This is a genomic window from Acholeplasma granularum ATCC 19168 (assembly GCF_000526235.1).
Taxonomy (GTDB): Bacteria; Bacillota_I; Bacilli_A; order Acholeplasmatales; family Acholeplasmataceae; genus Acholeplasma; species Acholeplasma granularum.
Window position 1 is genome coordinate 150,354 of record NZ_JAFR01000007.1, and the last position, 24,858, is coordinate 175,211.

General features: G+C 28.9%; 20 protein-coding genes and 1 other annotated feature. Of the genes, 1 reads left to right on the forward strand and 19 read right to left on the reverse strand.

The annotated features are described in order from the left end of the window. Nucleotides 1–39: 39 nt before the first annotated feature. The 13 genes from G324_RS0102680 to G324_RS07190 form a co-directional block, all read right to left on the reverse strand. On the reverse strand, nucleotides 40–822 hold the full coding sequence (locus tag G324_RS0102680; RefSeq protein WP_025724861.1) for an alpha/beta fold hydrolase: 783 nt from the start codon (nucleotides 820–822) through the stop codon (nucleotides 40–42). A 9-nt stretch (nucleotides 823–831) separates the two neighbouring features. Next, complete coding sequence (locus tag G324_RS0102685) at nucleotides 832–2,067, reverse strand: bifunctional folylpolyglutamate synthase/dihydrofolate synthase (RefSeq protein ID WP_025724862.1); 1,236 nt, start codon at nucleotides 2,065–2,067, stop codon at nucleotides 832–834. After that, nucleotides 2,060–4,648 carry a valine--tRNA ligase gene (locus G324_RS0102690; RefSeq protein WP_025724863.1) on the reverse strand — a complete coding sequence of 863 codons (2,589 nt, stop codon included), beginning with the start codon at nucleotides 4,646–4,648 and terminating at the stop codon, nucleotides 2,060–2,062. The genes G324_RS0102685 and G324_RS0102690 overlap by 8 nt, the downstream gene beginning before the upstream one ends. Further along, nucleotides 4,614–5,174, reverse strand: a complete 561-nt coding sequence (locus tag G324_RS0102695; protein WP_025724864.1) for a GNAT family N-acetyltransferase — start codon at nucleotides 5,172–5,174, stop codon at nucleotides 4,614–4,616. Before G324_RS0102695 ends, G324_RS0102690 begins: the two co-directional genes overlap by 35 nt. Before the next feature lie 43 nt (nucleotides 5,175–5,217). After that, nucleotides 5,218–5,437: a binding site (T-box leader), on the reverse strand. Nucleotides 5,438–5,451: 14 nt separating this feature from the next. Continuing rightward, nucleotides 5,452–6,093: an NAD(P)-dependent oxidoreductase gene (locus G324_RS07660; protein ID WP_025724865.1), complete on the reverse strand. Its 642-nt coding sequence runs from the start codon at nucleotides 6,091–6,093 to the stop codon at nucleotides 5,452–5,454. Nucleotides 6,094–6,104: 11 nt separating this feature from the next. Then, the gene (locus G324_RS0102705) at nucleotides 6,105–6,953 is read right to left on the reverse strand and encodes a DegV family protein (protein WP_025724866.1); all 849 of its coding nucleotides are present in this window, start codon (nucleotides 6,951–6,953) and stop codon (nucleotides 6,105–6,107) included. Then, on the reverse strand, nucleotides 6,946–7,518 hold the full coding sequence (yihA, locus tag G324_RS07185; RefSeq protein WP_210994107.1) for a ribosome biogenesis GTP-binding protein YihA/YsxC: 573 nt from the start codon (nucleotides 7,516–7,518) through the stop codon (nucleotides 6,946–6,948). The genes G324_RS0102705 and yihA overlap by 8 nt, the downstream gene beginning before the upstream one ends. Before the next feature lie 130 nt (nucleotides 7,519–7,648). Continuing rightward, nucleotides 7,649–9,961, reverse strand: coding sequence for an endopeptidase La (gene lon / locus G324_RS0102715; RefSeq protein ID WP_025724867.1), 2,313 nt, complete (start codon nucleotides 9,959–9,961; stop codon nucleotides 7,649–7,651). Nucleotides 9,962–10,119: 158 nt separating this feature from the next. Next, nucleotides 10,120–11,403: a trigger factor gene (tig, locus tag G324_RS0102720; protein WP_025724868.1), complete on the reverse strand. Its 1,284-nt coding sequence runs from the start codon at nucleotides 11,401–11,403 to the stop codon at nucleotides 10,120–10,122. 80 nt (nucleotides 11,404–11,483) lie between these two features. Further along, nucleotides 11,484–12,281, reverse strand: a complete 798-nt coding sequence (locus G324_RS0102725; protein ID WP_025724869.1) for an aldo/keto reductase family protein — start codon at nucleotides 12,279–12,281, stop codon at nucleotides 11,484–11,486. 13 nt (nucleotides 12,282–12,294) lie between these two features. Next, nucleotides 12,295–13,293: a processive diacylglycerol alpha-glucosyltransferase gene (dgs, locus tag G324_RS0102730; RefSeq protein ID WP_025724870.1), complete on the reverse strand. Its 999-nt coding sequence runs from the start codon at nucleotides 13,291–13,293 to the stop codon at nucleotides 12,295–12,297. 33 nt (nucleotides 13,294–13,326) lie between these two features. Next, complete coding sequence (alsK, locus tag G324_RS0102735; protein ID WP_025724871.1) at nucleotides 13,327–14,208, reverse strand: allose kinase; 882 nt, start codon at nucleotides 14,206–14,208, stop codon at nucleotides 13,327–13,329. Between the two features lie 4 nt (nucleotides 14,209–14,212). After that, the gene (locus tag G324_RS07190; RefSeq protein WP_162146836.1) at nucleotides 14,213–16,168 is read right to left on the reverse strand and encodes an alpha-amylase family glycosyl hydrolase; all 1,956 of its coding nucleotides are present in this window, start codon (nucleotides 16,166–16,168) and stop codon (nucleotides 14,213–14,215) included. 75 nt (nucleotides 16,169–16,243) lie between these two features. Here G324_RS07190 and G324_RS07955 point away from each other — a divergent pair, with 75 nt between their 5' ends. Beyond that, nucleotides 16,244–17,215, forward strand: coding sequence for a LacI family DNA-binding transcriptional regulator (locus tag G324_RS07955; protein ID WP_025724873.1), 972 nt, complete (start codon nucleotides 16,244–16,246; stop codon nucleotides 17,213–17,215). Nucleotides 17,216–17,221: 6 nt separating this feature from the next. Here the strand turns inward: G324_RS07955 and glgB are convergent, their stop codons facing one another. The 6 genes from glgB to G324_RS07665 all read right to left on the reverse strand — a co-directional run bounded on the left by glgB (nucleotide 17,222) and on the right by G324_RS07665 (nucleotide 24,828). Beyond that, nucleotides 17,222–19,075, reverse strand: a complete 1,854-nt coding sequence (gene glgB, locus G324_RS0102750; RefSeq protein WP_245587886.1) for a 1,4-alpha-glucan branching protein GlgB — start codon at nucleotides 19,073–19,075, stop codon at nucleotides 17,222–17,224. Between the two features lie 109 nt (nucleotides 19,076–19,184). Next, nucleotides 19,185–21,560, reverse strand: coding sequence for a glycogen/starch/alpha-glucan phosphorylase (locus G324_RS0102755; protein WP_025724875.1), 2,376 nt, complete (start codon nucleotides 21,558–21,560; stop codon nucleotides 19,185–19,187). 129 nt (nucleotides 21,561–21,689) lie between these two features. After that, the gene (locus G324_RS0102760) at nucleotides 21,690–22,736 is read right to left on the reverse strand and encodes an LLM class flavin-dependent oxidoreductase (protein WP_025724876.1); all 1,047 of its coding nucleotides are present in this window, start codon (nucleotides 22,734–22,736) and stop codon (nucleotides 21,690–21,692) included. Nucleotide 22,737: 1 nt separating this feature from the next. Then, nucleotides 22,738–23,499, reverse strand: coding sequence for a hypothetical protein (locus tag G324_RS0102765; protein ID WP_025724877.1), 762 nt, complete (start codon nucleotides 23,497–23,499; stop codon nucleotides 22,738–22,740). Between the two features lie 12 nt (nucleotides 23,500–23,511). Next, nucleotides 23,512–24,189: an SOS response-associated peptidase gene (locus G324_RS0102770; RefSeq protein ID WP_025724878.1), complete on the reverse strand. Its 678-nt coding sequence runs from the start codon at nucleotides 24,187–24,189 to the stop codon at nucleotides 23,512–23,514. Nucleotides 24,190–24,234: 45 nt separating this feature from the next. Next, on the reverse strand, nucleotides 24,235–24,828 hold the full coding sequence (locus tag G324_RS07665) for a DUF2188 domain-containing protein (RefSeq protein ID WP_025724879.1): 594 nt from the start codon (nucleotides 24,826–24,828) through the stop codon (nucleotides 24,235–24,237). Nucleotides 24,829–24,858 lie beyond the last annotated feature (30 nt).

The following is a 24,858-nucleotide window of genomic DNA, read 5'->3' on the forward strand; positions in this document are numbered from 1 at the left end:
AAGGCAGTCACTAAAGTGATGCCTTTATAATGTTCTTTATTAACTTACTTGTTCATTTAACCATAAAATAATTTGATTTAATGCCTCTTCAGTAACAGTATCATCATTTAAATTATGATACCCTCCTGAAATCTCAATAAATTTTTTAGAGTTCGTCTTTAAGCTTTCTATAAAATCAATAGATTCTTTAATATTCACTATTTGATCATCGCTTCCGTGAATTGCCAAGACAGGTTTTTTATAATTTGAAATCTGTTTTTGAATATTTTTAATGCCTCTTTTTAGTGTTTGAATAATTAGTCTATATGTAAATGATTTTAATGCATAAGGATCAACATTATCAGTTGGTGGAAAATGTGAGAGTCGTGTATCACTAAAATCCGTTTTTATTCTGAGACCACCAAATATAAATGCAGGAAGCATACCAAATATACCTAATTTTGGTGTTTGATGTGGGCTTGAAACAATTATAGAACCATCAAAATTATCATACAAGGTTGCATATAGTTTAGTAATAATGCCACCCATAGAGTGCCCCAATAAATATATTGGTAAGTTATTGTGTTTTTTTGTTTGCTCAACTAACTCATATAAATCAGAAGTAAATTGAAATACATTTTTAATGTCACCGCGTTTACCTTGTGACTTACCATGACCTCTTACATCATATAAAACAACAGAATAATCTGCTTGATTTAGTAGTTCTGCAATTCTTCTATAATATAGTGAATGTAATGCTATACCATGTGTAACAATTACTATCCCTTTTGGATTCTTTACAAAATGATTTTCTGAATATATTAAAACTTGATTAATTAACATAATATCACCCTATTTAAAGTACGGAATTACTTCCTTTTTTACGTACCCAATAAAGTGCAAACTACCCGTTATTAAAATAACGTCATTTTCTCTTCTGTTTTGTATTAAATTTTCTAATGCTATTTTAGGATTATTTTCAAATTTAAATGGAAGATTTTCTAAAGTTTTATAACGAGGATCCGGAAAAGCAGTCAGAGTAATTGATTTAACAAATGGTTGAATTAAATTCAACATTTTTTCTGGCTCTTTATCAGATAATGCACTAAAAAGTACATTTATATTATACACTTTATTTATTGATTGTAAAGAATAAATGACTCTCTTAATTGCATGAACATTGTGAGCACCATCAATAAACACCCCATCTAAGACCATTTCTAAGCGTCCTGAATGTTTAGTATCAATTAATCCTTGTTTAATTTTGCTAACTTCAATATCCTTATATAAGTGTTTTACTATCTCTATAGCTAGACAAGCATTTAAATTTTGAAAATCTCCTAACAGTGATAGTTTATATGTTTCATATTTATATTCAATAATATGAGGAAATTCAGAGATTACTTTTATATTATTTTTATCAATAAAATTTACTATTGCATTTTTATTAGTTGCATAATCAGTAAATAACTTTTCAAATTTGCTGTCTACAGTTGTATATAATACACCATTTTTCTTTAAGATACCTAATTTATTTAGTGCAATCTGCTCTTCTGTATCACCTAATTGTTTCATATGGTCCATACCAATATTTGTGATGACAGAAACATCATAATTAAGTATGTTTGTGGAGTCTAACAACCCACCTATACCAACTTCCATTATCATCACATCGACTTTTTTATCATGAAAAAACTTAATTGCCATCAATGTCATCAATTCAAAAAACGATAAAGTTTGACCACTTATTTGAGAATAATTTTTATTTAATTGATATATTTCATTAATAATTTTAAGTAAATCTTCATTAGAAATATCTTGTCCATTATATTTAATTCTTTCATTAAAGTTTTCTAAATAAGGCGAAATGAAAGTACCAACATTTTTTCCCGATTTAACTAATATAGATGTTGTCATCATACATACAGAACCCTTACCGTTTGTTCCTGTAACATGAATTTTTTTAATTTTTGATAAGTCTAAATGAAGGATGCTTAATGCATCCTTCATATGATCAAGACTTGTTTTTGGTCTAAATTTAATTTGTTTTTCTATCCATGATATTGCATCATCTAGTTGATTAAACATATTTTTTCAGCATCTCGATGACATCATTATATTGCTTGAGATAATCATCATACTTTCTTTGTTCATTATTCTTTTTTTCTTCTGGTGCTTTAGACATGAATTTCTCATTAGTAAGTAAGCCTTTTGATCGTTCTAGTTCTTTTTCTAGCGTATCTTTTTGCTTTAATAATGAGGCTTTTTCTTGTTCTAAATCTATTAAATCAGATTTTTCTATATAAATGTTTATATTAGCACCAGCTATAAAAATCATATCTGTTGGTATCACTTCTTCTTGATAAGCTAATTGACTAGTGTTTAAAAACTTAACTAAATAACCATCATATAACTTAAGTGAATCTAGAATAAACGTATCCTTAATTTCTAATTTTATATTTATTGGTTTAGAAGGTTTTACATTATAATCATTTCTTAATGTTCTAACTTTTATAATGATTTCTTGTATTTCTTTAACTAAATCTATTTCATTAGTATAATCAAATTTAGCTACTGGCCAATCACTTATCATGATTGATTCTTCATCAAAAATATCAATAAATAATTTTTCTGTAACAAATGGTAGGAATGGATGAAGTAATTTTAATATATCTTTAAGTACATAAACTAATACTGCTTGAGTGTTTTTATTTGCATTTTCATCATTTAAAGATACCTTAGAAAGTTCTAAATACCAGTTTGCAAACTCTTCCCAAATAAAATGAGTTAAAACTTTTGATGCTTCATTAAATTCATACTTTTCATAAAAAGTATCAGCAAGATTAATTGTTTCAGATAAACGACTAAGTATCCATTTATCGAATAAATTTAGTTCATTTTCATTAATAGTAAGCTTTGAATCTGTAATATTAAGTGTAACAAATCTAGTTATATTCCATAGTTTATTAATGAAATTCCAACTTGACTCTATTTTAGTCACATCATAACGTGTATCTTGACCAGGTGCTGAATTTGATACAATAAAAAATCTAAGAGCATCAACACCATATGTATCTATAACATCCATCGGATCAACACCATTACCTAAAGATTTTGACATCTTTTGACCATTTTCATCTCTAATTAAACCATGTAATAATACTGTTTTGAATGGATCTTTACCTGTAAATTCTAAACCTTGGAACATCATTCTAGCTACCCAAAAGAATATAATATCATAACCTGTTACTAAAACATTAGTTGGATAATAACGCTTATAATCATCGCTTTCTATATCTGGCCAACCAAGAGTTGAAAACGGCCATAAAGCACTTGAAAACCATGTATCCAGGACGTCCTCATCTTGCTTCCAATCATCACCAGGAGAGTCTATTTGAACCTTAACTTCATCCCCTTTAAACCAGGCAGGTATTCTATGTCCCCACCAAAGTTGACGTGAAATTGTCCAATCTTGAATATTATTTAACCAATTTTCAAATGTGTTTTTAAATCTTTCTGGTACAAATTGAACCTTATTGTTTTTTAAAGTTTGTTCAGTCAATCCCTTCATATCAACAAACCATTGAAGTGATAGTCTAGGTTCAACCATAACACCTGTTCTTTCTGAGTAACCAACCTGGTGTGTATAATTTTCTATCTTAGGACAAAGCCCTAGTAATTCTAAGTCTTTTGTAACTAATTTACGACATTCAAATCTATCTAGACCTTCATATTTAAGTGCCATTTCATTCATTTTTCCATCTTCATTCATACATAGCGGCATGGATAAGCCATGACGTTTTGCTACTTCATAGTCATTTGGGTCATGTGCAGGTGTTACTTTAACAACACCTGTTCCAAATGTCATGTCAACATAGTCATCAGCAATCACTGGAATTTTAGTGGATGTTCCTGGAATATATACAAATTTTCCAATATGCTTTTGATATCTTTCATCTTTAGGATGAACCATAAGTGCTTGATCAGCAAACATTGTTTCAGGTCTTGTTGTAGCAATTGTTAAATAGCCTTCTTCACCTACAAAAGGATAGTTAAAATGATATAAATGACCTTGAGTTTCCTCATATTCTACTTCAATATTAGATAGTGCAGTTTTTGCTTCACAATCCCAGTTAATAATTCTATAACCTCGATATATCCATCCTTTTTTATATAAAGAAATAAATACATGATTTACAGCATCGTTTAATTTATCATCTAGTGTAAAGCGTTCTTTTGTGTAATCTAAAGAAAGTCCTAAAGCTTTCCATTGTTCTTTAATATGTCCTGCGTATTCTTCTTTCCATTCCCATGCTTTTTCTAAATATTTTTCTCTGCCTAAATCATATCTAGAAATTCCTTGATTTTTTAGTCTTTCATCAATTTTTGCTTGTGTTGCAATTCCTGCATGGTCCATACCAGGAAGGTATAAAGCATCATAGCCTTGCATACGTTTACGACGAATAATAATATCTTGGATTGCTGTATCCCATGCATGGCCCAAATGAAGTTTTCCTGTAACGTTTGGAGGTGGAATAACTATTGTAAATGGTTCTTTTTTAAAATCTTTACCAGATTCAAAAAAACCTTTAGATAACCAATAATCATATCTTCCTTCTTCAACACTTTTAAAATTATATTTCGTCTCTAAATTTATTTTCATGTGCATAAAACTCCTTTTTCGTAATTTCATAATATAAAACATAATGTATCTTAGGATTTTCAATATATTTTTTATGTTTTTTAAACATAAATTTAAACCCTGATTTTTCAATCACCTTTTGACTTGCAATATTAAAATCCGCATGTGCTGCTCGAACATAATCAAATTTTAATGTACTAAAAACATAGTTTAAAACTAAACTTACAGCTTTGGTTACAATTCCTTGATTCCAATAATTATTATCTAGTACAAACCCTATTTCAGCTCCAAGTCCAAAAAATTTATCACTTACTTTATTATGTAAACTGATTGTACCAATCATCAAATCATCATTTTCTAAAGTAATCGCCCAAACATTATTTTCTATAATATGTAGTGCTAAGATTGCTTTTGTTTCATCTAGATTTCGATGAGGAAACCAACCCGCATTTGGACCAATTTCACTTTTCGATGCAAAATAGAAAAATGATACTAAGTCACTATCTTTAGGCATCCTCAATATAATATTATCCATTTTAAGTGTAGGTAGCATATTTATCCCCCTAATAAATAAAAATCCTTAGACCAATAAACGGTCTAAGGACGAAATAATCGCGGTACCACCTTAGTTTACATGTAAAAAACATGTACACTTGATTTCTTCGTAACGTGAAGATAATTTTTACGAGTTTAACTACTTTATTGTTCATTAAACCAGCTCCATGATGACATTCGTTATTTATAATCAAGTTTTGCACCAACCAACTTGTCTCTTTAAACTATAAGATAACTACTCTTTCACTTCATAGCTTTATAATATTATATACTAATTATTTTTGATATGCAATTGTAAAACGAGAATTAATATACTTTGGATTTTCTGCCTCTAGTACAATTGCATAAGCTAAATCTTGCACAGATATTCTAGAACGCTCCAATTTATCATACAATAAATGATCTTTTCCATAGCTAAATTCTTTTGTTAGATCACCATCAAAGACTTCAGCTGCAGGAGATATAAAGGATATTTTAATGGAATGCTCATTTTTATATTTATCATAAACCATGTCAGTACCTGCTAAGGCAGCTATCCAAGGTTTTGGATATACTAATCCGTTTTTAACTAACTCACCATCATATTGAATAAGTGTAGTTGATCCTATTACAGCTATAATATGTTTATTTAATTTTTTTGCTATTTTAAACATTACATCATATCCATCAACGAATCTTTGTGCTTGTGCAACATGATAATAGCCAGGATTATAAGCAGATATTATAACATCTGCATCTTTAATTGTATTTTCGAATATTTCCTCATCAAAAATTGTTAGTTTGTGAAGTTTAAGGTTATTTTGATCTTTAATTTTGTTTCTTCTAAAAATCCCTATAACTTCATGACCTCTACTTAATGCAACATTTACAATATTTTCACCTACAAAACCCGATGCACCAATTACTGCTATTTTCATAATCTATTTACCTACCTTTGAATGTATAATATACCAATTGTACCTTTTCCGCAGTGACTTGAAATGACGCAACCTGCATGTCCTTCTAATATATTTTCTACATTAATTTTACCTTCAAGTTGACTTTTAATGTATTCAAATGAATCATCAGCAAGCGAATGTGTGATAAATACATAACTATTATCTATATTATCTTTAAGTGCTAATAAATCTTCTATCATTACATCAAGTGCTTTGCTCATTTTTCCAACAGTTTTTTTATAGACATCTAACTTTCCATTGGTGACTTTAATTATCGGTTTAATTCTTAACATTGAACCAATTAAAGCAGCTAAACCACTTGCACGGCCACCTTTATGAAGATAATCTAATGTTTTTATTGCAAATTGACTTGATACTTTAGGTACCAATTCTATTATTTTTTCATGAATTGACTTAGCATCCATACCAGATATTGCATAGTCACTCGCTTTTAAAACCAGTAATCCAATACCTGATGATAAATTAAGTGAATCAATTAAATGTACTTTATTTGTTTCTAATAGTTCAATAGCAATTGTTGCAGCTTGATGTGTTGCAGAAATTTTTGAACCAATTGAGACATGTACAATTTCATAACCTTCATCTAAATATTTTTTAAAAAAGGCTTCAAAGTCCCCCGGTGATACAGCTTGAGTTTGAGGAAGAAATCCTAATTCTTCTACTTTATCATATAGTTCAGATGTTGTGATATTTACACCATCTTGATAAGAATCATCGCCAAATCTTACATATAAAGGAATACTTTTAATATTTCTTGCATCAAGTATTTCTTTACTCAAATCTGATGTTGAATCCGTTGTAATTAATACTTTATTCATTCATAAATACCTCATTAATAAGTTTTTCAATTCCATATTTAGTTGCACTGGATGTTATATACATTTTTTGACCATCAAAAAATTTTGATTCGATTATTTTTTGCTGTTTCATACGATACGATGATTTGACTTTATCATACTTTGTTGCAACTATAATAAGTTCAATATCTATTTTTTGAAGTTCTATATATAAGTTTAAATCATCTATTGTAGGGCCAACATTAAAGTCTATAAGAAGAATTATCTTTTTTAAATGACCATTATATTTAATATACTCTTTAATCATTTTTAAAAAAGATAAACTTTGTGTTTTTGATCTTTTTGCATAACCGTATCCGGGTGCGTCAACAAGATAAAGTGATTCATTTAATAAATATAAGTTTAAAGTAATAGTTTTACCAGGTGTTTGTGACACCCTTGCTAAACCTTTTCTGTTAGTAACTGCGTTAATCAATGACGATTTTCCTACATTTGATCTTCCTAAGAGTAAGAAATGGTCAAAATTATCATTAGGTAAATCGGCAACTGAAACGACCGATGTAACAAATTCTGCTTGTTTAATCATAATAATACCTCTTAACTTATTGTATCATATTTTATGACTTGAATTTCTTATAAAGTTTATTTAACTATTTATTTATATTAATTCACTAAAAAAATAAGAGTGCTTAGTTACAAGCACTCTATTATGTGTATTATTTTACAATTGCTTGAGTAAATACATCAGCTACTGTTTCAACTGGAATAATTGTTAATTTCTCTCTAACTTCTTGAGGGATATCATCAATGTCTTTTGTGTTTTGTTTTGGAATTAAAATTGTAGTTAATCCACTTCGTAGTGCAGCAATAGCTTTTTCTTTTAAACCACCAATAGGTAGTACATAGCCTCTTAATGTAATTTCACCTGTCATACCAAGATCTTTTCTTATGTATTGTTGGGTAGCAGCAGACATTATTGCAGTAGCCATAGTTATACCTGCAGATGGACCATCTTTAGGCACAGCTCCTTCAGGTACGTGTACGTGGAAGTCATTTTGCTCAAATATTAACGGATCAATTTTAAATTCAGCAGCATGTGATTTAACGTATGAAAGAGCAGTTATTGCAGATTCTTTCATAACATCACCAAGTTTACCTGTTAATACGAGTTGACCTTTACCTTTGTAATATGTAACTTCTACTGGTAATGTGTCACCACCAAAAGCAGTATAAGCAAGACCAGTAACAACTCCTATTTGTTCTTTTTCATCCATTAGATTATGAACAAATTTAGGTTTACCAATATAACTTTCAACATTATTATTAGTTATATGGACATTTGTTTTTTTATTCATTAAAATTTCTTTTATTGCTTTACGTACTAAAGAACCAATATATCTATTTAATTCACGAACGCCTGCTTCTCTTGTATAGTGTCTTACAATAAAGTAAATTGTTTCTTCATCTATTTGGAATTTATCTTCTTCTAAGCCATGAGCTTTTAATTGCTTTTGAATTAAGTGTTTTTGAGCAATTTGGATTTTTTCATATTCTGTATAACTAAATAATTCAACAATTTCCATTCTATCACGCAATGGTGCTGGAACATTTTCTAAATAGTTTGCAGTTGTAATGAATAAAACTTGACTTAAATCATACGATTCTTCTAAATAATGATCGCTAAATTTTTCATTTTGTTCAGGATCTAGTACTTCTAGCATAGCTGAAGCTGGATCTCCCCTATAATCTGAGGCCATTTTATCGATTTCATCAAGTAGGAACACTGGATTAACTGTCCCTGCATCTTTCATACCTTTTAAGATACGACCAGGCATAGCACCAACATAGGTTCTTCTGTGTCCTCTAATTTCTGATTCATCTTTTACTCCACCTAAAGACTGTTTTACAAATTTGCGTCCTAAAGCTTCAGCAATTGATGTTGCTAATGATGTTTTACCAACCCCTGGAGGTCCTGCCAAACAAAGAATTGTCTGTGGATTTCTACCAGTCATAATTTTAACAGCTAAATATTCAATTATACGTTCTTTTACATTTTCAAGACCATAATGATTTTTATCTAAACTATCTTGTACTTTTGCTAAATCATTTAAATCTTTACTAGATTCATTCCAAGGAAGTGCAACTAGAAAATCTAAGTAAGTTTTGATAATTTGTGATTCTGCCATTGCAGAAGGGGTTGATTGATATCTCGATAGTTCTTGTAATGCTTTTTCTTCGATATGAAGTGGCATTTTTGCCTTTTTAATATCTTCTCTAAGCTTATCAATCTCATCTTCTTTTTTTGCTTTATCGCCCAATTCATTTTGAATTGCGCGCATTTTTTCTCTTAAATAATATTCTTTTTGATTTTCATCGATCGCTTTTTTAACGTCTTCATTAATGCGTTGTTCTAAGTCTGCAATCATTTTTAGACGATTTAAATCTTCTAAAATTAGTTTTAATCTATTATTAATGTTGAGTTCTGCTAAATATTTATACTTATCGGTATCATTAATACGCAAGTTAGAAGCTAAAATATCAGATATCTTATCAGCAGGTAGGCCAGATTGTAATTGATCAGACATTTGTTGACCATTATTAAATAATTGATTGCCACCAGCAATTGCCTCACTTAATATTAATTTAAGTAAAGTGGTTTCTTCTTCAAGGCTGCCATTAACCTGTTCAACCTCTTCATAATCAGCAACAAAATATGGATCTGTTAAAAAATACTCTTTAACTTTTATTCTATTAATAATATTAAACTTAACCTTAAAATTATTATTAGGTAATTGGATTTTCATCGCTACTTTTGCAATTACACCATATTCATGTAAATCTGCAGTTGTTGGATTTTCAATTAATGGATTTTTTTGAACTAAGATTAAAACGTGTGATGAGAATCCCTTTTCTGACTCTTCAATGGCTTTAATAGAGGCTTTTCTGCCTACTTCAATTCTAAAATCATTATGTGGGATAGGTACGATACCACGTACGACTACCGCCGGTAAACTTGTTTGTAATTCCATAAAGTTTAAGCCCCTTTCTCGAGGTATATTTATATTATATATTATAATACAAAATTGTCAATTAGCAATCAATAAGCATGAGTGCCAATTATTTTTCACATGTTTTTTCACAATTGATATAATAAAGCCTCTGATATTTACAGAGGCTTTAATTTGATTTATTTTTGGATTGCGTTTTCTACTAAGAAGTTTACAGCCTTTTCAAATGAAATATCATTAACTACTAATTCATCATTAATATATTTTTTGATTTCAGCTACATCCATCTTATAATGATTCGCTAGTTCTTCATAACGTGCATTTAATTCCTCAGGAGTTGTTTCAAAGTTTTCTTTTTTAGCGATAGCTTCAATAACTAATGATTGGAGTACACGTTTTTCTGATTGCTCTTTAGCTTGAATATTAAATGCTTCTTTTGTTAAACCTGAAAGTTGAATAAATGTATCTAGATCTAATTGATATTGTTTTGCTTGAGCCTCTACATTTTTAGTAAAGTTTTCAATTTCAGTATCAAACATTACCTGAGGTACATCTACCTTAGCATTTTTTACAACTTCAGCAATAACTAAGTCTGTTAATTGTCTTTTTGCTTGTTGTTCTTTATTTAAAGTTAAATCAGCTTTAATTGATTCTTTTAACTCAGCAACAGTAGAAACACCTTCACGATTTAAAGACTGAACCCATTCATCATTAAGTTCTGCTAATTTTTTTGATTTTATTTCATGTAATAGAACTTTAAATACTGCAGGTTTACCAGCTAGATTTTCAGCTTGATATTGTTCTGGGAATGTCACATTAACATCTCTTGACTCACCAGCTTTTAGGCCTAACATACCTTCTTCAAACCCTGGAATGAATTGACCACTACCAATTTCTAATGTAAAGTTTTCAGCTTTTCCACCTTCAAAGGCAACTCCATCTTGGAAACCTTCAAAGTCAAATATAGCAGTGTCTCCATTTTCTAGAGCACCTTCTTTAGGTTCTAAAACTGCATTTTGAGCAAGTAATCCTTCGATATTTTGATCTACTTCTGCATCAGTTACTTCACTATCAACTTTAGCAACTTCTACCCCTTTATATAAACCTAATTCTACTTCAGGTTTAATAGCAACTTCAAAACTGATCTCAAAGTCTTCTGTTCTTGAAATTTTATCAAAATCTAAATCGATGTTCATTGGATCTGATACAATTGTAAAATCCTTAACTAGTAAAGCATCATTATATTTATGACCGATTGCATGGTTTAATGCTTCAGGATATAAAGCAGTTTCTCCAAATTTTTGTTCGTATACTTTTTGAGTTACTTTACCTTTTCTAAAACCTTTAATTTCAACATCATCTTTAATATGTGCAAATGCATGTTCTAAAGCATGTTCAAATTCATGTGGTGTAACTGTAAAAGTAAATTTTACTTGATTCTTATTTATATGTTCAAATTTCATAATTTCCTCCATAATTGTTTCAACTTTTATATTATAACATTTTAAATATATTTTAAAAGAAAATAGACATAAAATATAGATTAAGATTCAATTTCTTTAATATCATCGTCAGATAATGTGAAATCAAAGATATTTATGTTCTCAAATTGTCTAATTTTATTGTGTGATTTGGGTATCACTAAAACCCCTCTACTTATTTGATATTTAAGCAATACTTGTGCCCATGTTTTTTGATACTTATAACCAATTTTTTCAAATACTTCCTTATTTGGTACAGGATCAAGTGGTCCCCAAGCTGTAACTAAAATATTGTTATTTTGACAAAATTTAATTAACTCATTTTGCCAGTTACCAGGATTTGATTCGATTTGATTTATCATTGGTTTAATTTCGGCATGATTCATAAGATATGTTAATTGCTCTTCATTAAAATTAGATACACCAATTGCTTTAATATGATCGTTTTTATAATAATTTTCTAGTTGACGCCATATTTTTAAGTTTAGCTCATTGCTTTGAGTTGGATGATGAATTAAATATATATCAATATATGAGCCTATATTTCTAATAGATTCATTAATGATTCTAATTATCTCCTCATCACTAATATCTGCTAAATTTTTGGATGGAAACTTAGAGGTAATTATAACTTCTTGTCTAATTAAATTTGCATCTATAATTGATTTACCAATAACTGCCTCATTTCTATAAGCGACTGCAGTATCAACAAGCTGATAACCATTTTCATATGCAGTTAAAAGTTCTTTGGTATCCATTGTAATTTCACCTGAATACTCGTTATTAAGTTTTCCAAACGTATTGGTTCCTATTCCTATTTTAGGAATCATTAATCCATTACTTAAAGTGAAATATTCCATATGAATCTCTCCTTTATTTTTTTAGTCTAATAACTTCTTCATAAACTTTTTTTAATTCAATACCAATTTTATCTATAGATCTTGCTTCAACAATTTTATATCCATTTTCAATCATTTTAAATTGATTTTCACTCATAGTTTGTTCAATTAACTGCTGAAATTCAAAATTGTTGTGTCCTTTTAAAACATGTGTTTTATGTTGTAACCAGTCATAGTAAACAGGTATATCTCTAATAACTATCGGTGTTTTACTTGCTAATGCCTCTAAAACAACAATACCTTCTGTTTCTTCATAACTTGGGAAGAATACACAATTTGCACCACTAAATGCTCCTTTAATGACACTTCCATCTACATATCCAGCCATATATACGTTTTTAGGTTTATTTTTAATTGCTTTTTTAATAAAGTGTGTTGTCATTATCCTAGATAGATGTCCAAACCATATAAATTTGACATCTGGCATTGATTTTGCAACTTCAATAAAATCGTGAAGCCCTTTTCTTTCAAATAATAGTCCTACACCAATAACAACTCTATCTAATTTATCTAAATTAAAATATTTTCTAAAAGCATCTACATTATCTTGTTTATATAAATACTGTTCTAAATCAATTCCATTGGATATAGCTCTTACTGGAGCTTTTACCACATGCATTGACTCTATTAGAAATTTAGAATATCTAGTTGGCGTGATAATTAAGTCTGCATGACCGTATATATTTTGTAAATGTTTATAGAAAAATGGTGCAATAAATCTCCAGTATGCAAAACTTCTTCTAAAATCTTGAACAGTTGAATGACCATGAACAATAACCGGGTGTTTTTTCCTAAATTTTTTAATTTTACCAACTTGCGCGATATTGACATGTACTAAATCATAGTTGTCATTAGGATCTGTTGTATATTGAACACCAGCTGATTCAAGTGCACGCTTTTGATGATAAAATGCACGTCCTATCCCTGATTTTTTTAACATTCCTTGTTTTTGTGAGTATAAAAGTACTTTCATTTTGAAAAAACCCCGTTTCATTTCTTTTTATTATTAAATATTTAAATAGTTTCTACCATTAATTACTGCACCTAGTACACCTGAATTAATACTTTTTTGAGCATAATATACTTTGAAGTTTGCTTTTGTATTATCAGCATATAGGTTGTCTTGTATTAATTTTTCCAAATAACTTTTTGGAAATTGATCACTCATGATAACACCTCCACCTAAAATGATGGTGGATATATCTAAAAAAGTGATCATCGTTGTAATATAGATTGCTAAAAGGTGAAGATAATCTTGTATTGGTTCACTTTCTAAGTGGTGTATGAATATTTCTTCAAACGGTGTATCACTAAAGTATTCATTATGGATGTTTTTTAAATTGAATCCTGAAACTACTGATTCTAAATCCTTTTGTTTATGATTATATAAAATACTTCTTAAATATATCGGTACATGCCCTATTTCCCCTGCAGCACCAAAGTCTCCTTGATACATCATGTTATTAATTCTAATTGCACTACCAAAACCAGTTCCTAAATAAAAGCCTAATATCGATTTATTTTCATTTATTCCAAATAATTTTGCATCATACAACATTAAAACATTCACATCATTTCCAATAACAATAGGTATATTTAACTTTTCTTGTAACTCATTTAAATAGGTACCTTCAAATGATTTTTGATTTGGGATATTTAATACATTTAATGTGTTTTGGTCTACCAGACCTGGAAACCCAATTGAAATTAATTTAATTTTGTATTGATTTTTATATTTATTAACAAAGTTTTCTATTAATTTGTCTAAGTTACGGCCAACTTCATCGGATTTATATTTTGATTCAAATAGTATATTTAAATTTTGATCAACTAATCCAATACGAATATTTGTGCCACCACAGTCAATACCAACATAATAGTCATTCATGTTATCATACTTTCCTTTTAATTATATATACACCTGGTTTACTTAAAATATATTGATCTGATTTTTTTGATACCAGTTGTGAACTAAATATCATTTTACCATTATTTGGTATAGAAATTTCTTTAAAATCATTTTTTAGATAATGAGTTAATTCATACGTTTTTGATTTTAACACATATGTGATGTATTCATGTCCTAAAAAAACATCAATATTTTCATTATTGTAAAAATCATATCTATAAACTTTATATGACTTACGTAGTTTCAAGATTTGGTTGAATTTTTCTACACTTTTAGGAATGTCCCATTTTATCTGATTAATATCATCAGGGCTTTTATAGGAGTTTTCAACACCTTTTTTACTTCTATATAATTCTTGACCTGCATGATAAAATGGCACACCTTGTGAGATTGCTATTACATGATTTGCAAAATCTTGATAAATTTGTTTAACTTTTATATCATCATAGTTGAATGCTAATGTATCAAATAATGTTAAGTTATCATGACATTCAACATAGTTTAATGATTTATTAGGTGTATCAAAGATGTGTGGAGAGCCCAGCAAGGCTTGTAATACATCTTTTAAATGTTTTTTACTTCCTGTTGCAAAACCTAGATTTTTAGTATGAAGTTCACCTTTAAAAAGATTTCTATAAAAATCATTAAAATGACCAATGTTTTTCATTAGAGCTTGATTACTCATATTACTTCTTTTTATTTTTGGTAATGCATTATCCATATTCCAGCCTTCACCATAAAGCATAATATTTGGATTAATTTTTCTTAATACCCTTTCAATTTCATTCATCGTATCAACATCCATTAATCCCATTAAATCAAATCTAAAGCCATCGATTTTATAATTTTTGACAAAGTGGATGAGTGAATCGATTATTAATCGTCTTACCATGTAATTTGTAGTTTCAATATCGTTTTCTAAAAAAGCTGAATGTGTTTGTTTATAATGTTTATCGTGTCTATAGAAATATCCTGGAACAAACAGGTCATATGGAAACAATGAACGTTCATAAACGTGATTATAAACCACATCCATATTCACTCCAAGTCCAAGATCATGTGCAGTGTCAACTAAATATCTAAATTCGTTTATACGAGTATAAGGGTTATTTGGATCTTTAGATAACCATCCTTCTAAAGCAAAGTATTGCATTGGATTGTATCCCCAATTATAATACAAATCTTTATTTATATCATCAACACCATAAAAATCATAAACAGGTAAAACTTGAAAGTGTGTCATGCCTAAGTTTTTAATATATGATAAAACACTTTGACCTAACTTGTTAGAATGTTGTGTCACACCTAAAAATGTTCCTTTATCTTCAACATCTAAATCAATTGTTAAATCTCTAATCATACCTTCATAAATTACAGCATCGGTATACTTATTTAATTTTATATGTTCTGTTTTTTGTTTATACAATTTTTCTGGATTAATAATCACAGAATTGTTTAAATCACTTGCAAGGGTATAAGGGTCTTTAGCAAGTACGAATTGATCGACTAAACGAACATTATAAATGTATGTTTTATCCTCTAAATTACCTAAAACTTCCCTAAACCAGGTACCACCTTCTAAATATGTCATAGGATATGCTTTATCATCTACAAGTACAAATACTTCTTTAGCAACAGGACTATACACATAAAACTTTGTTGATTCTTTGGTATAGACCGCTCCTAATGGTCCATCATATCTATATTTTTTTTCAAATGAATTTTTTAGAGTCACAAGACCTATATTTAATGGATACGCGTGATGATTAATATATATAGTATCTGCTATATGCAAATCTATTTCTTTATTCGATTTAAAATACTGATTTTGTTCTTGATTTTTATACCATGATATTTCATATCCATTAATACGAATATCATATATATATTCTATAGATTCAATTCTTATGAGTTGTAAATCATCAATAAATGCTTTCATATATATTTGATTGCCTGCACTTTCGTTTATTTTCTTTTTATGTGTTAAAATATTATTAATATAAGGGGTGTTAAAATGAAACCAACCATTAAAGATGTTGCCAAAAAAGCAAATGTTAGTATTTCGACTGTATCTAGAGTAATCAATAAAAAAGGTTATGTCCATGAAGATACTAAAATACTTATTGAAAAATCAATTGCTGAACTAGGATTTGTTCCAAATCAATTAGCTAGAAGTTTAACTAATAGATCCAGTAAGATTATTGCAGTAATTGTGCCACATATCGGGCCATACTTTTACGGTGAACTTTTAGAATCTATTGAATCTCAAGCTCAAGCCAATGGCTATAAAATAATGTTCTTTAACGTTCAAGATGACCCTGATAGAGAGTTAGAATACATCAAATTCTTTGAACAATACAATATTGAAGGCATTATTGTTGCATCTAATTTCCAAAACACATCGAAGCTTGATGAGATTAAAGTACCAATTATTTCAATTGATCATATTATGGATGAAACAATTCCATCTATAACAGCAGACTCTGTTAAGGCTGGTGAATTAGCAGCCAAAAGACTTATTTCAGGTGGTTCTAAAAACTTAGCTGTATTTAGAGGTCCAAGTTTTTTAATGACAACAATTGAACGTACATTAGGTTTTAATAAAGTACTTAAAAAGCATAAAATGCACGCTGATGTATTTGACTTTGACCTAGTCAATCCAGATGCAAAATTAATCGAACAAGTTTTAAGAGCTAATCCTCATATCGATGGCATTTTCGCCTATTCTGATACAATGGCTCTTGTTATTTCCTCTCTCTTACAAAAACTTGGTAAAAGGATACCAGAGGATGTCCAAATTATTGGTTATGACAATACACCTTTTGTTGAATGGATTAGACCTTCACTTACAACAATTGCTCAGCCAATTAATCTCTTAGGTAAACAAGCATTTATCAATTTAACACGATTAATTCGTGGAATCGATCTTCCTACTCTTCACGAGGTGATGGATGTAGAATTAATTGAAAGAGAATCTACAAGATAAGAATCCTTAGGGGTTCTTTTTTTCATATTTTAATATAATACTTGTTAGTCCAGCAAGTTGAAGTTTAATATGGTATGGTTGATTATTTCTACCATCATTAAATGCATCAAGTAATGCCCCGTTATAGAGATTTGACCCATGATATATATCTTTGTTTGAATTTAGTATTTCATGATAACTGCCATCAAAAGGTACACCTATTTCATATGCATGGTAAAAATTAGGCGTCAAATTATGAACAATTACTAAAACCTCATTTTCTGATTCTCTGGTATAAGCAAAAACTGAGTTATCTTTATGGTCTACAATTAACCACTTAAAGCCACTTGGATCATGATCTTTTTCATACATTGCACTATGATGTCTATAAACTTGAGCTAAATCTTTAAAATATCTGTTCAGGCTATCATGTATTGGAAATTCAAACAAATTCCAATCAAGTGATTTTTTGAAATTCCATTCACTGATTTGTCCAAACTCTTGACCCATAAATAATAGTTTTTTTCCTGGTTGGGTCATAAAATACGTTAATAAAGTCTTATAATGTGAAAACTTTTCATAGTAACTTCCTGGCATTTTTGAAAGTAATGAACCTTTTAGATGGACAACTTCATCGTGACTAAAAGGTAATATAAATTGCTCATTATAAGCATACATTAAACCAAATGTTAACTTATCATGATGAAATTTTCTGTATATTGGATCTTGTTTAAAATAATATAAAGTATCATTCATAAACCCCATATTCCACTTATAATTAAACCCAATACCACCCATATTGGTTGGTTTTGTTACTAAAGGATATGCTGTTGAATCTTCTGCTGAAAATATGAAACGGTCATCTTTACTGAAAACATGTTTAGATATTTCTTTAAGAAAATCAATAGCTTCTTTATTTTCACCTAGATTAGAATCTCCTAAGTAATAAATCAAGTTTGAAACTGCATCTATTCTAAAGCCATCAACATGAAAATAATCAATCCAAAAGTTTAATGCTGACATCATAAAACTTCTAGTAATTCCTTTATTAAAATCAAGATTTGCTGTTCCCCAGTTAATATTTTCTCTTCTTTTTTCATCTTCATATTCATAGAGGTTTGTACCATCAAACTTAAATAATCCAAAATCATCTTTATTTATGTGTCCCAAGACCCAATCTAGTATAATTCCTATACCATTTTGATGACATTTATCAATAAAATACATTAAATCTTTTGGTGTACCATACCTTGATGTGGCTGCAAAAAAACCAGTCCCTTGATACCCCCAAGAATCATCAAGTGGGTGCTCATAAACAGGCATCAGTTCAATATGTGTAAATCCATTTGATTTAACATGTTTTATTAAATCATCAACCACTTCATTATACTTTCTAAATTGTCCGTGATCACGTTTCCAAGAACCTAGATGTACTTCATAGATTAACATTGGTTCCTTATAGACATGTTTTTTATTTTTAAACCATTTTTCATCATTCCACTTATAGCCATCAATATCATAAACCTTTGAACCATTTGCAGGTCTAAGTTCTGCATAATATGCAAATGGGTCAGCCTTGTATAGAATTTGGCCATTAAAAAGATGAATTTCATATTTATAAGTAGACCATTCATAATTTTTAGGTATTGTTATTGACCAAAATCCTTGTGGATGTATTTTAGTTAATACGTGTTTCCAACCCTCATAATTATTAAAATCAGCAATCAATCGTACTTCTTTGGCATTTGGAGCATAAACACTAAATGTGGTAGAAACAATCTCGTTATTTTTATTTTTATTTAATGTAGATCCCAAAAAATCATAAGATAGATAGTTTTTCCCAAGTAAATATAAATCAGCATGTTCATTAGTAAATGGCAATTTAATTTCCTCCCCCATAATTTGATAATTGTAAGTTAATTATATTTTACACTCATTTGATAGAAAAACGGCCTTATTTATTAAATAAGGCTCATTTTTAAAGATTTAATTATATTTTAATTGTATCTAGTTTCCATATATCTTGATTATACTCACTTATTGTTCTATCTGAAGTAAAGAAACCTGCATTCGCAATATTCATAATGACCATTTTCCACCATAAATCTTGATTTTTATATAAATAATTCGCTTTTTCTTGAGCACTTACATAACTATCAAAATCTTTTAATACTAAGAAATAATCTGATGTTAATAGATTTTGTAGTATGAAATCAAAATGTGTTGGATTTGGTGTCAGTTTTCTAATGAATTCAAATACTCGTTGTAATCTCTGATCTTGATCATATATTTTTCTTGGGACATATCCATTATTCTTATAAATATTATTAACTTCTTCGGCAGATAAACCAAAGATAATATTATTTTCTTTACCAGCTTCTTGTACAATTTCAACGTTTGCACCATCCATTGTACCAATAGTAATCGCTCCATTTAGCATAAATTTCATATTACCAGTTCCACTAGCTTCTTTAGATGCAGTTGAAATTTGCTCTGATAAATCAGCAGCTGGAAATAGGAATTCTGCATATGTTACATTATAATTTTCTACAAAAACAACCTTTAATAAGTCATTAGTTTCTACGTCATTATTTATAACGTGTGAAACTTTATTAATTAACTCAATAATACCTTTTGCCATAACATATGATGGCGCTGCTTTAGCTCCAAAAATAAAGTTTTGTGGGTAGAAATTTTTCTTAAATTCATTATCTGATTTTAATCTTAAATACGTATGAATCACATTTAAAATATTCAGTAGTTGTCTTTTATATTCATGAAGACGTTTAATTTGAATATCAAAAATAGCATTTTCGTTTAAAGTAACACCTGTATCTGCTTTTATTTTTTTAATAAGTGCGCGTTTTTTTGCTAATTTCATCTCTTTAATTTGGTTTTGAACTTTTTTATCATCTTTATATTTTTCTAAACCTTTAATTTGTGGTAAATCTGTTTGCCATTTTGTACCCAATAAATTATTTAGAATATCTGTTAGTTCATGGTTGATATGAAGTAACCAACGACGATGTGTTATACCATTAGTTTTATTATTAAATTTTTCGGGATATAAATTATAAAAGTCATTTAATTCTATATTTTTTAATATATCGGTGTGAAGTGCTGCCACACCATTTACAGAAAATGATCCATATATACATATATTAGCCATACGAACATTGTTAGCTCCAATTAGTTGCATCGTATATACTTTTTCTGCTGGCACTTTAGCTTCTTCAAGAACAATTTTAAAACGACGATTCATTTCTTGAATGATTTCAAATGTTCTAGGTAATAGATTTCTAAATATTTTAATATTCCACTTTTCTAAAGCTTCTGATAAAATTGTATGATTTGTATAAGCAACTGTTTTGGTTACTATATCCCAAGATTCATCATAACCTAAATTTTCCTCATCCATTAATATACGCATTAACTCAGGAATTATTAAAGTTGGGTGTGTATCATTGACTTGAAACACATAGTATTTTGGTAAGTCTCTTACATCTCTACCAAGTTTCTTATGATTTAAAATTACATTTTTAATTCCAGCTGCCGAAAATAAGTATTGTTGTTGTAATCTTAATGTTTTACCGGCTTCTGTTGAATCATCTGGATATAATGATTCTGTAATTTTATCTACCATTTTTAGATATTCATCATCGTGATATTTATGCCACTGACTTTTTTCGGCTGACCACAATCTAAGTGTTGTAACTATACCATTGTTTGCACCTACGACTTTAACATCATAAGGAACAGCTTTTATCCATACAGGATCAATTAATTTAGTGTCTTTTACATAGCCAAAATATGGAATTTGAATTGCTTCATCTTCTTTTCTTTCTTCCCAATAAAATGGTTTTTCTAACCAAGGATCCGGATATTCTTTTTGCTGATCATTTTCAAATCGTTGCACAAAGAATCCTTTTTTATATCTAAGTGAATTACCATACAAAGGTAATGAAAGTGATGCAGCAGAATCAAGAAAACAGGCAGCAAGTCGACCAAGCCCACCATTACCTAAACCTGCATCAGTTTCAGCTTGCTCTACTTCATTTAGGTCAATTCCCCAATCATCAAACGCTTCTTTTACAACATCAATATAACCAGAATTCATTAAATTAGAAGTAATTAAACGCCCCATTAAAAATTCCATTGAAAAGTAAATTGTTTTCTTTAGATTGTTTTCTTCTACATATTTTGTTGTTTTTTCATAGTTATCATCCAGTTGCTTATTCAAAAGTGAAGCTAAAGCTGCATATTTTTCATAAGTTGTAGCAGATTCTACCTTCTTATTAAAAAGGTTTTTTAACATTAAAATATATGCACCCTTAAAAATATCCTTGTTTAAAAATACGTTGTCCATGTTATATCCTTTCTTGTAACAGATTTTACACTTTTATTTTAACATAGTTGGTAAAGATAAAAGATGTGCAACCGTTTACATTGATAAATCACACAAGGTTTCACATCTTTTTTAAATATAAATATTAAATTAAGAAGATTTAAGTTTTTCTTTTATACTCGGCACTATTACTTTACCAAATAATTCAATCGTTTTTATCACATCTTCATGAGGCATTAAAGAGCCTGGTGTATGTAATAAAAATCTATTGATTCCCAAACCTTTAATGATTTCATAAATTCTTTTTTCAATATTATCTACATGTCCTACCAATAATGGTCCGTTTTTAATTTTCTCTAAATAATCTTTTTTATAGGTTGTTTGCCAACCACGTTCTTCACCTATTTTCTTATAGCTAGAATGATGAGGTAGATAATATCTTTCTATTAAATCTTTATCGTCTTTATCTGTAATTAAACCATGCATATGGATACCAATTTCCATATCTTCTTCTTTGTTACCTGCTGCAAAATAATAATACTTATATAAATCAATAAGTGGTTTAAATCTTAGTGGATTACCTCCAATAATAGCAAGCATAAGTGGTAATCCTAGCTTCGCAGCTCTTACAATACTTGATTGTGTACCACCTACGGCAATACTTATCTTTAACTTATCTTGTACACTTCTAGGATAAATTCCTAAATTATTTAATTTTGGTGTATGTTTAGTGCCTTGCCAATTTGCTTTTTCATGACTTCTAATATGCAATAGCATTTCTAATTTTTCAGTAAATAATTCATCATAATCTTCTAAGTTATAACCAAAAAGTGGAAAAGACTCGATAAAAGATCCACGTCCTGCCATGATTTCAGCACGACCACCACTTAATATATCTAAAGTTGCAAATTCTTCATATATTCTTACAGGATCAGCACTTGATAAAACAGTTACGGCACTTCCTAAATGAATATTTTTTGTAAGTTTTGCAGCAGCAGAAAGTATCATCTGTGGAGATGATGCTGCATAATCATAACGGTGATGTTCCCCAATGCCATAATAATCCAGTCCAACTTCATCTGCTAAAATAATTTCTTCAATTGCCTGGTTTATTCTGATATCATGGCTTATCATGCCACTTTCTTTATCAACACCAGTTTCTAAAAAGGTAGTAAGCCCAAATGTATATGGTTTCATATTATTTTTCCCTCATTAGAAATTTTATTTTAGGATGCTTGATGACTTTATTGGCCATAGTTTGAGGCAAGATAAGGTGTGGTTCAAAAATATTTTCTTCAATCTGTCTTAAATACTTTAATTCATCATCATTAAAATTTAGAATATCTTTTAGATACGTGTTTGTATAAATACGTTCTAAATTAGATTTTGAAGTACTCATACCCAAATAAAACATTGTTATTTTTTTTAAAAATGGATATTGTTGAGGTAATATTTTTTTATTAATCATTAAGTAATTTAAAATTGTTTCATCACTCATACCTTCATTATATTCTACAAAATAACGTGCATAGTTTTCTAAAGTTGACAGACTATAAATATGAAGGTCTTCAAAATCTTTATCTTTACGTGCGAAATATTCCGGTTTTAAAATATGCACTCTGTTTAAATAATCAAACTTTATATAAAAATGTTCTTTAGTATGATTATCTATAAAAGCATAAGTATCTAAATATCCTTTTAACTCTGTTTTTTTAGTATCAAGTGTAAAGTTTTTTTTCTGTAGTAATAAAGGTAGTTCTTTATTTACTGAGCGTCTATATTCATTAATTGCTTCTATTGGTGCATCACTATCTAAATCAAAATACAATGTGTTTGTTATAAAACCTATGTCAAAAATTAAAAACTGTAATGCCGATGTTCCTGATAATTTATAGTGACTGAATAACTCATTTGTATCAAATGTGTATAAAATATCACCTAGTCTATGTAATTTATTCATATTAAATATCCTTTATTCACTAATTTTTTCTATTAAACTTCTATCATCATTTATTGTAGCATTAACACGGTTAGAAACCTTATGATAATGCATTTTATCCGGTTCATAAGGTATAAGTATTTTTTCTAATATTTTTCTGTCTTTGATGTTTGTATTTAACCATATTTTTTCAGTTTCTTTATTTAAGATAACCGGCATTCTATCATGTATATTTTCCATTAAATTATTACTATGAGTAGTAATAATAGCAACTGTATGTAGCTTTTTTCCGTCTTCTAATTTATATGTACTCCAGATTGCTGCCATTGGAAAAAGTAATTGATCCGTTAAGATTCTATACGGTTGTTTTTGATTGTTTTGTTTTTGCCATTCATAAAAACTATCTGCCAAAACCACGCATCTTTGATTAATCACACTCACTTTAAAGGCGTTATTATCAAAAATAGTTTCGGCTTTTGCATTAATAATTTCTATCTTTTTATGATTTTTTGAATATGGTGGTATAAATCCCCATTTAAGTTCACCAACTCGGTAATTTATGCCATCACTAATAACTGAAATAACGTTATTGGATGGTGCAACATTAAATCTAGGTATATTAAATGATTTTGAGTTTAAAATATCATATCTCTGACTTAAAAATTGATTCAATTGATCATTATTAAGTGTTATTGTAAATCGTCCACACATATAAAATCACCTCATAAATATTTTAACAAATAAACAAAAAATCCTCTATTTAGAGGACTTGTTGCTGTAATCTTGTTTTCTAATTGAACCATCTTTTTTATGTATGACAACAGATGTATTATTTGAATCTGCTAAATCTTGAGCATACTTTATTGCTTCAACTTGTGTTTTAAAGTACTTAATCGTTTTTTTAGAACCTTCTTTTCTGACTCGCCATTGACCACTGAATTCAGAATTTTCATCTTTGTTTAAAGATACATGATATTTTAGTACTTTAGCTGGTTTAGGTTTATCTATTTTAGAATCTTCTTTTGTACTTAGATTATCATCAATATTTTTAGTATTATCTTTATTAGTAACTGTATTTGAATTTTTTTCTACTGTTACTTCAGGGTCTTTTACTTGTTCAATAACTGTTGCTTCTTCATTACTTTGAACAACAGGTTTCGATGTTGGCTTTGTATCATCTTCATCAATTGACTTCTTATCAACTTTAACCTCTTTATAACTAACATTTTGTTTCTTTTTCTTTGGAACCAGTATCAAAATAAGTATAAAGATTAACAACAAGATGATTATAGCAGTTACATATTCTAATAAGCCCCAACTGTTTATGTCAAATCCGTCTTTAAATGGCATAAATCCATCCCCCTTTGTTATTTGTTTATT